The following is a 10,645-nucleotide window of genomic DNA, read 5'->3' as shown; positions in this document are numbered from 1 at the left end:
GGTCAAGGGCGGTGCGGTCGGTGGCCGGCGCGCCGGGCGGCAGGCTCTTGGCGGCCGGCACGAACAGGCCGTGGAGCTGCCAGCCCCGGGCCCGGATCGCGGCGGCCTCGCGCTCGGCGGCCTGCCCGATCCCGTCGCCGTCCGAGATCAGCACCACGTCCGCCGCGACGACGTTGGCCTCCGCCAGCATCCGGCGGGCCAGGGCGAGGCCGCGCTCCGGGTGGGTTCCGCGGTCGGGCACGGTGTCGGCGTCGAGCGCGAACAGGGTCGTGCCGATCGCCTCGCGGTCGGTCGTCGGCGAGACGGCGGTGTAGGCGTCGCCCGCATAGATCACGAGCGCCACCGAGCGGGTGCCGGCGGCCTCGGCCACCGCCTCCGCCGTCTGGCGCGCCTCCTTGAAGCGCCCGCCCTCGGTGACCGAGCGGGACAGGTCGAGCACGATCACGGTGGCGTCGAGGTTGCGGAAGGTCGCGGCCTCGGGGCGCTCCACCGCCGGGCCGGTCAGCGCGACGGCGAGGAGGCCCGCTGCAAGGGCAGCGGCCAAGTTGGCCTGTCGCCGCCCGCCGAGCACGAGGCCGCGCCGGGTCGCCAGCGCCATCAGGGCCGGATCGACCGCCCGGCTCCAATCGCCGAGCGGCGCCGAGCGCCACGCCGCCCGCAGCGCCAGGGCCGCCACGACGGGCAGGGCGAGGAACCAGAGCGGGCGCAGCAGGGTGACGCTCTCGAACGCATCCATCATGTCCGGCGCCTCGTCGCCAGCAGCGCGCAGGCGCAGAGCAGGGCCAGCGCCCCGGGCCAGGGCCAGAGGTCGCGCCGCAGGGGCAGCGGCGGCGCCTGGGCCCGCCCGCCCTCCAGATCGTCGATGGCGTTCGCCACGGTCTCCAGGTCGTCGGTGGTCTTCACGCGGAACGAGCGGCCGCCGCTCGCCTCGGCCATGGCCCGCAGGGTCTCGACATCGACCACGTCCTGCTCGTTGTTGGGGTTGTCGGCCATGTCGGTCGGCCCCAGGGCGATGGTGTAGACGCGCACGCCGAGGTCGCGGGCGAGCTGCGCCACGTCCTTGGGCGCCGTCTGGCCGGCATTGTTGGCCCCGTCCGAGAGCAGCACCACGACCTTGTCGCGGGCGGGCGGCGGGCCGCCGCCCTCCGCATTCGCCACCTGGGCCGGGGCGAGGCGCTTCAGGGCGAGGCCGAGCCCGTCGCCGATCCCGGTCGAGCGGCCGACGAGGCCGATGGTCGCCTCCTCCAGCGTCCGGGCGACGCTCGCGGTGTCGAAGGTGGGGGCGGCGGCGACGAAGGCCTGATCGGCGAACTCGACGAGGCCGATGCGGTCGCCGGCCCGGCGGCGGATGAAATCGGCCCCGACGCGCTTGACCGCCGCGAGCCGGCTCACGGTCTCGCCGTCGAGGGCGAAATCCTTGCGCTCCATGCTGCCCGAGAGATCGAGCGCCAGGATGATCTCCCGCCCCGAGGCGGGGAGCGCCGTCGCGGGCAGGACGAGGCGGGGGCCGGCCAGGGCCACGACGAGGGCGGCCCAGAGCGTGCCGGTGAGCCAGAGCCGGCGCCGTCCCCGCGCCGCGACCGCCTCCGCGCTCTCGGCTCCGCCGACGAGGGTGGGCGGCACCCGCAGGGCCCCGCTGCCGCCCTCGCGCTCCGGCGGGATCAGCCGGGCGGCGAGAAGGGGCAACGGCAGGAGCAGCAGCGCCAGGGGCGCGGCGAAATCGAAGGCCGAGAGAAGGGCGGTGAACCACGCAGACATCGGTTCAGGCCCTGATCCGCGCGACGAGCCGGGCGAGCCCGGCATCCAGGGCGGCCTGATCCGCCCCCCCGGGCCGCCGGTACAGCCCGTCCGTCAGGGCTTGGCCGGGACCGCGGCGAAAGAAGTCGGTGGCGAAGGTGGCGTCCAGGGTCTCGGCCCAGGCGCCGCCGCGGGCGCGGGCGGCCTCCTCGCCCTTCAGGGTGCGCACGAGGCGGCGCAGCAGCCGGGCCTGGGCCACGCGGCGGGGTTCGGGCTCCAGGGCCTCGGCCTGCCGCAGCGCGTGCAGGGCCGCCCGCCGCACCGAAGCGCCGCGCCGGGCCCGGACGATCCGGACCAGGCCGAGGAGGAGCGCGAGGCCGAAGCCCAGGGCAAGGGCGGCCACCATCTCGGGCTGCGCCGCCCCGCCGCCGCCGGTGGGGAGGTGGAGGCCGCGCAGCGCGGTGAGGTCGAGGGGAGGGGGACTATCGGTCAAGCCGCATCCCCTCCGTGCCGTGCCTCTCCCCGCCTGCGGGGAGCGGCGGTTCCGCGCCCGTCACAGCACCGCATCGAGCCGCTCCATCAGGGGGGCGTAGCTCTCCGGGCCGGCCTCCACGTCGATGCGCAGGCCCTCGACGCCCCAGGCATGGAGCCGGGCGAGGCGCGTGTCGGCGGTGGAATGGGCGGCGCGGTCGTCCTGCACGGTGCCGCGGCGGCCGTCCGGCAGGGCGTAGGGGTAGAAGCCCGAGGGCCGCGCCCGCTCGAAGGCGTCGCTGACGAGCAGCATCCGGATCGAGAGCCGCTCCGCGAGCGCCGTCATCAGTCCCTCCAGGTCGGGGCCGGGGGCGTCCAGCGCGCTCGCAATGACGAGATGGCCGCCCGAGGGCAGCAGCGCCCGGGCGAGCGCCAGCGTGTCGGTGAGGGGGGGATCGTCCTTCGCCGAGCCCGCCAGGGCCGCCGCGTGGGCGTGGGCGAGCGCCCCGGTCACCGCCGTCATCGCCCGCTCGCCACCCGCCGGCCGGACCACCGCGGGCTCGCCGGCCGAGGCCACGATCAGGCCGATGCGCCCGCCATCGCCGACGATGCGCCAGCCGAGGAGGGCCAGCGCCTCCGCCGCCGCGACCGAGCGCAGCGCCCGGCGCGTTCCGAACAGCATGGAGGGGCGGAAATCGGCCATCAGCACCACGGCGCGGTCGCGCTCGTCGTGGTGGGTGCGCACGTGCAGCTCGCCCGTGCGGGCGGTGGCGTTGCGGTCGATGAAGCGGCGGTCGTCGCCCTCCGACCACAGCCGCACATCGTCCGGCTCCGAGCCGCGCCCGCGCTTGCGCGTGACGATGCCGCCGGGCAGCCCCGCGATGGTGCGGGTCGAGGGCGAGACGCCGCGGCGGGCGAGGTGGCGCAGGCTCATCAGCCCGGCGCCCGAGAGGTGGATGCCGGGGGTCTCGAGCAGGTCGGTCGCGGGCGTCGCGGAGCCGGCCATGTCAGCAGGCCCGCATGTCAGAGCGCCCGCGTCCGCTCGACCAGCCCGGCGACGATGCCCCGGGTCGTGCGTCCCTCGGCCGCCGCGCGCCAGGTCAGGCCGATGCGGTGGGCGAGGGCGTCGGCGGCCAGGGCCGCGATGTCCTCGGGCACCACGTGGTCCCGCCCGCGCAGGAAGGCACGGGCCTTGCCGGCCACCATCAGGGCGAGCGTCCCGCGGGGCGAGGCCGGGTGCTCGATGGCGGCGCGCAGATCCGGGGCCACGCTGTCGGTGCGGGTGCCGGCGACCAGCCGCACGAGGTAGTCCTTCAGCGCGGGCGAGACGTAGGTGGCGAGCGCCGCGTCCCGCGCCGCGATCACCTCCGCCACCGTGAGCCGCACCGGCATCTGTTCGGCGTGATGGTTCAGCTCGCCCTCGACGAGATCGAGGATGCGGCGCTCGGAGGCTTCGTCCGGCATCTCCACAACGACGTGGAGCAGGAAGCGGTCGAGCTGCGCCTCGGGCAGGGGGAAGGTGCCGGCGTGTTCGATCGGGTTCTGCGTCGCCACCACCATGAACGGATCGGGCAGGCGGTGGGTGTGGCCCGACACCGTGATCTGGCCCTCGGCCATCGCCTCCAGCAGGGCCGACTGCACCTTGGGCGGCGCGCGGTTCACCTCGTCGACGAGGATCAGCGAGTGGAACAGGGGGCCGGGCAGGAACTCGAACGTGCCCGCATCCTGGCGCCAGACGGTGGTGCCGGTGAGATCGGCGGGCATCAGGTCCGGCGTGCACTGGACGCGGGCGAAGGAGCCGTCGAGCCCGTCGGAGAGGCGCTTGACCGCGCGGGTCTTGGCGAGCCCGGGCGCGCCCTCGATCAGCAGGTGGCCGCCGGTCAGGAGCCCGATCAGCAGGCGCTCGACCAGCGTGTCGGCGCCGATCAGCCCGTGGGCGAGCCCGTCGCGGAGCTGGAGGATGCGGTCGCGGATGCCGGCGGCCGCGGGGGTCTCGGAGCGCCGGGGGGGCGCTTCGGCGAGGGCCGGTCCGCTCATGCCCGCACCGCCGCGCGGCCGGCCGCGCCCGGACACGGGGCGACGTTCGCAGGGTGAGCCACCTGCCTCATGCGCTTCTCCTCGCACATTTCCTCGTCGGGGCTTATTCTTAGGTTGCCCTCAACCTTTCCCGTGTGCCCGCTGGCGCCACGCGCCGTCAATCCCACGGCGTGCCGCAGCGGCGGGGTCGGGCGATTTGCCCGGGGGGTGATCGGAGCGCGCCGTTCAACAGAGCGCGAGGCCGGCCGCCGGGATCCGTCACGCAACCGTCACGCTCCTCGGCCAGCCAGAGCCTTTCCTTGCGATGGACGACGATGCCCGGCCCCTTTCCCGTTCCCACCCCCGAAGCCCTCAATTCCGCGGTCAGCCTCGCCGTCGCCTTCGGCCTCGGCACCTTGATCGGGGCCGAGCGGCAGTACCGGCAGCGCACGGCGGGTCTGCGCACCGCGGTGCTGGTGGCGCTCGGGGCCGCGGCCTTCGTCGATCTCGGCATGCGGCTGACCGGCGGCGACGGCGCGACCCGGATCGTCGCCTACGTGGTCTCCGGCATCGGCTTCCTGGGCGCGGGCGTCATCATGAAGGAGGGCATGAACGTGCGCGGCCTCAACACCGCCGCCACGCTCTGGTGCTCGGCCGCCGTGGGCGCCTTCGCCGGGGCCGACCTGCCCCTGGAGGCGGGGTTCGTGACCGTGGCGGTCCTGGCCGGCAACACCCTGCTGCGCCCGCTGGTGAACCTGATCGACCGCATCCCGATCGACGAGAGCGCCACCGAGGCGACCTACGAGGTCCAGGTGACGGTGGCGCCCGACGGCTCGGGGCCCGCCCGCGATCTCCTGGTCGAGCGCCTGGAGGCGGCGGGCTATCCCGTCGGCGCCATCGAGGTGGAGGAACGCGGCGAGGAGGCGGTCGACGTCATCGCCACGCTCACCGCCACGACGGTGCTGGCGAAGGAGCTCGATGCCGTGACGGGCGAGCTGCAGACGCAGCCGGGCATCCGCCACGCGACCTGGTCGGCCCAGACCGCGGATTAGCGCCTCGGCCCGAACGGTGCCGCGGCGTTCGTCCGGATGGGCCGCGGGCCCGCCCGCGGCCATCGCGGAGGCCGGGCGCGCGAAGGACGGCCCGGGGGAGGCTTGAAGGCGTCCCGTCGGTCCGGCACCGTCGGGTCTGGGTCTTCGAGGGCTTGGCGAAAGGAACCGACGTGACGGTGTCGAGCGAGGACGACCTGATCGGACTGAAGCTGATCGGGCGCATCGTGGCCGACACGCTCGAGGTGATGAAGTCGGCGATCGAACCCGGCATCACCACCCGCGAACTCGATCGGATCGGGCGACAGGTCCTGGAGGCGGCCGGGGCCCGTTCGGCCCCCGAGATGGTCTACGGCTTTCCCGGAGCGACCTGCATCAGCGTGAACGAGGAGATCGCCCACGGCATCCCGGGCGAACGCCGGATCGCTCCGGGCGATCTGGTCAACATCGACGTCTCGGCGGAGAAGGGCGGATTCTTCTCCGATACCGGCGCGTCGTTCGCCGTGCCGCCGGTGACGCGCGCGGTCGAGCGGCTGTGCCGGGACGGGCGCCGGGCGATGTGGATGGGCTTGCGGCAGGTCGGCGCCAACAAGCCGCTCTCCGCCATCGGCCGGGCCGTCGGCGCCTTCGCCGAGAAGAACGGCTATACGCTGGTGCGCAATCTCGCGAGCCACGGCGTCGGCCTGTCGCTGCACGAGGAGCCGAAGGAGATCGCGACCTGGCCCGACGCGTCGGAGCGTCGGATCATGACCGACGGGATGGTGTTCACCGTCGAGCCGTTCCTGTCCCTCGGCGCCACCTTCGCCGAGGATGGCGACGATCCCTGGACCCTCTACAGCCGGCCGCGCGCCCTCACGGTGCAGTACGAGCACACCGTCGTGGCGACCCGCAACGGACCGCTGGTTCTCACCATGCCGGGGCCGTAGGGGCGGGACCGCGGTGCACCGCGATCCCGCCGACCGCGTCCGGCTTCCCGAAAACGCTCACCCCGGCTCGCCGGGCGCGTCCTCGATGTAGAGCTCGTCCAGCAGCACCTTGATGAGCGCGACGAGGGGCAGGGCCAGCGCCACGCCCCACAGGCCGAACAGCACCCCGAGGAGCAGCTGGCCGGCGAAGATCGTGGCCGCCGGGATGTCGAGGGCCCGGCGCTGGATGAAGGGGGTGAGCCCGTAGCTCTCCACCGCCTGGACCGCGAGGTAGACGCCCGTCGCCCCGAGCGCCGCGTTGAACCCGGAGGCGAGGCTGCTCAGGATGATGATGGCGCCCGCGATCATCGGGCCGATGGTCGGCACGAAGGCCAGTAGCCCCGCCTGCAGCCCGAGGATCAAGGCCCCGCCGATGCCGAGGAGGCTGAGCCCCGCCCAGGTGAGCAGGAAGATCACCAGCATGGTCAGGAGCTGGCCGAACAGCCAGTGCCGCAGGGTCTCGCCCGCCCCGTCGAGAACGCGGGCGCCCTTCTCCCGGTGGCGCGGCGGCACGAGGCGCAGGGCGCCCGAGCGGTAGCCGCCCGGATCGGCCGCGACCGCGATGCCCAGGAAGGCGATGACGAGGACGTTGCCGAGCGCGTTGAACAGCCCGAGCACCACGCTCGCCGCCGGCCCGAGCACGCTGCCGGCATCCGACAGGAGGGAGCCGGGGCTTTTCAGGGCGCCCGAGGCGAGGCCGGCGAGGCCGCCCTGCTTCTGGCCCTTGTCCTCTCGGCTCCCGTCCTGCCCCCTCCCTTCGCCGCTCCCTGCACCGCTCCCTGCGCCAGCCCCTTCTCCGGTCTTGCCACCGCCCGGATCCCCGGCCCCGTCACCGCCCTTGTCGGTCGCGGAGGCGGCATTCTGGAGGAGGTCGATCTCGATGCCGTGGTCCTTCAGCCAGGTCCGCACGGTCTCGGATTGCTGGCGCACGGTGGTGCCGAGGTCGCGTCCCTCCCGGGCCACGGTGGCGCCGCCGAAGGCCGTGAGCGCGAGCGCGAGCCCGAACAGGGTGAGGGTCGCGAGGGTCAGCCGCAGCCAGCGCGGCGCCGGCAGCACGTAGCCGAGGCCCCGGGTCAGCCCGTCGAGGAAGACCGCGAACAGGATGCCGGAGAAGATCAGGAGCAGCGTCGCCGCGGCGGTCCAGGCGAGCCAGAGCCCGGCCGCGAAGGCGACGACGGCGATGCCGGCGGCCGCGAGGCCGCGCGTCCCGGCGGAGGAGAGGGCGCTCATCGGATGTCGGCTTTCGGGTTGGGGGGTCACGCCCAGGATTCGGCGGCGGCGGCGTCCGCCTGCGTCGCCTCCACCCAGCCGCCGGTGGTGCCGTCGGCGAGGTGCTCGCGCTTCCAGAACGGGGCGCGGGTCTTGAGATAGTCCATCAGGAAGTCGGCCGCCGCGAAGGCCGCCTTGCGGTGGGGCGAGGCCGTGACGACGAGCACGATGCCCTCGCCCGGCCGCACGAGGCCGTGGCGGTGGATCACCCGCAGGGCCTGGACCGGCCAGCGGGACCGCGCCTCCGCGACCACCCGGCCGATCTCGGCCTCGGCCATGCCGGGGTAATGCTCCAGCTCCAGCGCGGCGAGCCGACCGTCCTCGTTCCGGCACAGCCCCGAAAAGGTCACGACGGCGCCCGCACGGCCGGCGAGCGCCGCCTCGACCCGGGCGATCTCGGCGGCGGTGTCGAACGGCTCCGACTGGATGCTGACCGGGTTCATGGTGTCCACGTTCGGTAAAACCTCGCCGGGCCCCGGCGGGGGGCGCTCACGTCTCGACTTACCCCGCGGGCCCGTGCGCCTATATGGCTCACCAAGCCCGGCGCGCCACGGCGTGCCCGCCTTCGAGATGCGAGCCGCCCGTGACGCCCGACCTGATCCTGCCCTATGCTGGCGTCCTGCCGGTCTTCGCCTCGCGGCCCGTCTGGTGCGGGCGCGGCAGCACGGTGATCGGCACCGCCACCCTCGGGGCCCAGGCCTGGCTCGGCGACGACAGCGTGATCCGCAGCGACGGCCAGCCGGTGAGCGCGGGCGATCGCTTCTGGCTCGGGCACCGCTCCACCGTCCACATCGCCACGGAATCGCTGCCGACGCGGATCGGCGACCGGGTGACGGTGGGCCGCAACGCGGTGGTGCATGCCTGCACGGTCGGCTCGGACGTGGTGATCGAGGACGACGCGATCATCCTCGACGGCGCGGTGGTCGAGGACCGGGTGCTGATCGAGGCGGGCGCCACGATCTTCCCGCGCTCCCGGCTGGAGGCCGGCCACGCCTATGGCGGCAACCCGGCCAAGCGCCTGCGCCCGGTGACGATCGAGGAGCTGAACGAGCGGGCCGAGCGCCTGCGCGAGGCCGCCGACGAGCGCCCCGCCGTCCCGGACGCGGCCCCGCCGGAGGTGGAGGAGAGCGTGTTCGTGGCCCGCACGGCCCGCCTCTCCGGCCGCATCGCCCTCGGCGCCGGCGCCACCGTCCTGTTCTCCTGCGAACTCGCCGCCGAAGTCGGGCCGATCGTGGTCGGGGCCGACTCCAACATTCAGGACAACACCGTGATCCGCACCCGCGGCGAGGGCGTGGTGATCGGGCGCGACACCACCATCGGCCACAACGTCCGCATGAACGATTGCCGGATCGGCGCGCGCTCCCTCATCGGCATCGGCTCGGTGCTGGCGCCGGGCACGGTGGTGGCCGACGACGTGATGCTCGCCGGCGGCTCGACCACCGATCCGGGCCAATTGCTCGAAGGCGGCCATCTCTGGGGCGGACGCCCGGCGCGCATCCTCGGCACCCTCGACGCGAAGAAGCGCGGGATGATGAGCCACATCGTCGAGGGCTATTGCGCGCTCGGGCGGGAGTATCGGGTGTTGCAGGCGGAGGAGGGGTAGGCGAGGTTGGGCGATCGCGATTCGATCGTTCTGCGTGCCCATCGGCTGGCCCGTCCTCGCGTGGGAAGCGGACATCGAGGTCAGGGCGCGGGCATGTCGGGCGGCCTGACCGCTGCACCCATCACCATCTTGCCCGGCCCGTTGTCGAGCAGGCGAAGGCCTACGGCGTCCGCACGCTTCCTCATCGCGATGGGAGGCGCCGTTCACCCGATAGAGGATCGTCTCGGGCACCATGATCGGGCCTGCGGCTTCCTTGTCCTGCGCCCGCAGCGCTCGGCTTGTTGCCTGGTCCGGCTCGGTCAGGGCCTTCGGGATCATGACGGCGGGGGCGGCGACCGCCAGCGCGGCGAGGATACCGGCCGGCCAGCGCCCCACGCGCCGCGCCGGGTTCGCGCCCAGACTGCCACGCCCCACAGCATCGCTGCCAGGAGCCCCACCAGAGCATCGCGCCTGATCGTCGCGAATGCATCTCAAGATCGGGGTGAGATCATTGCGCAGATCAATCGATCGCCCTGGGAAATGCAACCCGTAACGCCACGACCGGTTGCATGGGCGTCAGGCACGAGCTTTGCCAGGGTTCCGGGGCTTCGGGTGCGCGCAGACGCCGATCGGCTGCCGGCCCTACCCACACGCGATCTGATCGCAGCGCCGCACCGCCGCGATCATCCGGGCCAGCGACTTCACGCCGGGATGGCCCAGCACGCCGGTATTGCCGAGAACGTAGGACGGGGTCGCGGTCAGGCCGAGATTGGCCGCGACGCCCATATGGGCGCGCAGCGCCTGGCGGACCTCGTCGCTGTCGGCGATCTGCTCGAGTTCGGCCCGGGCGACGCCGGCCTTCGCGCCGAGGTCGAGCGCCTTGAGTCCGTCGATCTGGCCCTTGGTGGCGAGCAGCTGGCCGTAGAAGGCGAAGGCCGCGGCCGAGCCGAGCTTGCGCTGGACCGCGAGCGAGACTTTTGCCGCCTGGGCCGACATCGGCGAGAGGATCGGGTTGTGCACGAGGCCGATGCGCAGGCCCGGATCGCTGGCGGAGAGCGCGGTGAGGTCGGCGGCGGCCCGGCGGCACCAGGGGCAGTTGTAGTCGAAGAACTCGTAGAGCGTGACCTCGGCCTCGCGGGGGCCGAGATAGGTCACGCCCCGCAGTTCCTGGATCTGCCCGGTGATCTCGCCCGGCAGCCGCATGTTGGCGACCGGGCGGCCCTCGTCGTTCTCGACCTTGAAGAACTGGCCGTAGCTCTGCGCGGCGGCAGGGCCGGCGAGCGCGAGGCCGAGCGAGGAGGCGAGGAAGCGGCGACGGTCGAGGCTCATGGGCGAATCCCTGGTCGGGCGCGGCCTGAGCCGACCGCGCATGTCCCCTCATCCTCGCCGAGCGTGGTTTATTTTTGCATCAACCGGACCGAGCATGACCTCCCGAAGCGCCTCGCACAGCGCGGCATCATCGATGCGCGCCTCGCAGGCCAACCGGGCGAAGACGGCGGTCTTGAAGGCGCGCGAGGGTATTTCGGCATCACCGTCGGTCATCCGATAAGATCGCA

General features: G+C 73.7%; 12 protein-coding genes. 3 read left to right on the top strand and 9 right to left on the bottom strand.

Translation table 11 applies throughout. The features are described from left to right. The 5 genes from LW587_RS10740 to LW587_RS10720 form a co-directional block, all read right to left on the bottom strand. Positions 1-736, bottom strand: a 736-nt coding sequence (locus tag LW587_RS10740; RefSeq protein ID WP_232629585.1) for a vWA domain-containing protein, incomplete at its 3' end; no start/stop codon positions are given. Then, positions 736-1,758: a VWA domain-containing protein gene (locus LW587_RS10735; RefSeq protein ID WP_232629584.1), complete on the bottom strand. Its 1,023-nt coding sequence runs from the start codon at positions 1,756-1,758 to the stop codon at positions 736-738. The genes LW587_RS10740 and LW587_RS10735, both read right to left, overlap by 1 nt. Before the next feature lie 4 nt (positions 1,759-1,762). Then, on the bottom strand, positions 1,763-2,230 hold the full coding sequence (locus tag LW587_RS10730; protein WP_232629583.1) for a DUF4381 family protein: 468 nt from the start codon (positions 2,228-2,230) through the stop codon (positions 1,763-1,765). A 60-nt stretch (positions 2,231-2,290) separates the two neighbouring features. Continuing rightward, the gene (locus tag LW587_RS10725) at positions 2,291-3,214 is read right to left on the bottom strand and encodes a DUF58 domain-containing protein (protein ID WP_232629582.1); all 924 of its coding nucleotides are present in this window, start codon (positions 3,212-3,214) and stop codon (positions 2,291-2,293) included. Between the two features lie 17 nt (positions 3,215-3,231). Continuing rightward, positions 3,232-4,245, bottom strand: coding sequence for an AAA family ATPase (locus LW587_RS10720; RefSeq protein ID WP_232629581.1), 1,014 nt, complete (start codon positions 4,243-4,245; stop codon positions 3,232-3,234). Between the two features lie 314 nt (positions 4,246-4,559). Here LW587_RS10720 and LW587_RS10715 point away from each other — a divergent pair, with 314 nt between their 5' ends. Both LW587_RS10715 and map read left to right on the top strand, forming a co-directional pair. After that, positions 4,560-5,276, top strand: coding sequence for an MgtC/SapB family protein (locus tag LW587_RS10715; RefSeq protein WP_232629580.1), 717 nt, complete (start codon positions 4,560-4,562; stop codon positions 5,274-5,276). A 170-nt stretch (positions 5,277-5,446) separates the two neighbouring features. After that, the gene (gene map / locus LW587_RS10710; RefSeq protein WP_232629590.1) at positions 5,447-6,199 is read left to right on the top strand and encodes a type I methionyl aminopeptidase; all 753 of its coding nucleotides are present in this window, start codon (positions 5,447-5,449) and stop codon (positions 6,197-6,199) included. A 57-nt stretch (positions 6,200-6,256) separates the two neighbouring features. On the opposite strand, the gene LW587_RS10705 is transcribed toward map, so the two are convergent. Further along, entirely contained in the window at positions 6,257-7,468 is a 1,212-nt protein-coding gene (locus LW587_RS10705; RefSeq protein ID WP_232629579.1) for an AI-2E family transporter, read from the bottom strand. A gap of 26 nt (positions 7,469-7,494) precedes the next feature. Beyond that, the gene (locus LW587_RS10700; RefSeq protein ID WP_232629578.1) at positions 7,495-7,950 is read right to left on the bottom strand and encodes a molybdenum cofactor biosynthesis protein MoaE; all 456 of its coding nucleotides are present in this window, start codon (positions 7,948-7,950) and stop codon (positions 7,495-7,497) included. 140 nt (positions 7,951-8,090) lie between these two features. Between LW587_RS10700 and LW587_RS10695 the strand changes: the two genes are divergently transcribed. Further along, entirely contained in the window at positions 8,091-9,110 is a 1,020-nt protein-coding gene (locus tag LW587_RS10695) for a gamma carbonic anhydrase family protein (protein WP_232629577.1), read from the top strand. 621 nt (positions 9,111-9,731) lie between these two features. Here LW587_RS10695 and LW587_RS10690 read toward each other — a convergent pair. Then, positions 9,732-10,418 carry a DsbA family protein gene (locus LW587_RS10690; protein ID WP_232629576.1) on the bottom strand — a complete coding sequence of 229 codons (687 nt, stop codon included), beginning with the start codon at positions 10,416-10,418 and terminating at the stop codon, positions 9,732-9,734. A gap of 48 nt (positions 10,419-10,466) precedes the next feature. Continuing rightward, the gene (locus tag LW587_RS10685) at positions 10,467-10,631 is read right to left on the bottom strand and encodes a type II toxin-antitoxin system RelE/ParE family toxin (RefSeq protein WP_232629575.1); all 165 of its coding nucleotides are present in this window, start codon (positions 10,629-10,631) and stop codon (positions 10,467-10,469) included. Positions 10,632-10,645: the final 14 nt, after the last annotated feature.

Origin of the sequence: Methylobacterium sp. Leaf118 (genome assembly GCF_920984675.1) — a bacterium.
Classification (GTDB): domain Bacteria; phylum Pseudomonadota; class Alphaproteobacteria; order Rhizobiales; family Beijerinckiaceae; genus Methylobacterium.
Note: the sequence above shows the minus strand (reverse complement) of the source record. Positions and strands in the feature narration are given on the sequence as shown.

Bases quoted from the DNA above. Each gene is read 5' to 3' on its own strand.
- LW587_RS10735 (WP_232629584.1), bottom strand. From the start codon at position 1,758: ATGTCTGCGTGGTTCACCGCCCTTCTCTCGGCCTTCGATTTCGCCGCG.
- LW587_RS10725 (WP_232629582.1), bottom strand. From the start codon at position 3,214: ATGGCCGGCTCCGCGACGCCCGCGACCGACCTGCTCGAGACCCCCGGC.
- LW587_RS10720 (WP_232629581.1), bottom strand. From the start codon at position 4,245: ATGAGCGGACCGGCCCTCGCCGAAGCGCCCCCCCGGCGCTCCGAGACC.
- LW587_RS10715 (WP_232629580.1), top strand. From the start codon at position 4,560: ATGCCCGGCCCCTTTCCCGTTCCCACCCCCGAAGCCCTCAATTCCGCG.
- LW587_RS10705 (WP_232629579.1), bottom strand. From the start codon at position 7,468: ATGAGCGCCCTCTCCTCCGCCGGGACGCGCGGCCTCGCGGCCGCCGGC.
- LW587_RS10700 (WP_232629578.1), bottom strand. From the start codon at position 7,950: ATGAACCCGGTCAGCATCCAGTCGGAGCCGTTCGACACCGCCGCCGAG.
- LW587_RS10690 (WP_232629576.1), bottom strand. From the start codon at position 10,418: ATGAGCCTCGACCGTCGCCGCTTCCTCGCCTCCTCGCTCGGCCTCGCG.
- LW587_RS10685 (WP_232629575.1), bottom strand. From the start codon at position 10,631: ATGACCGACGGTGATGCCGAAATACCCTCGCGCGCCTTCAAGACCGCC.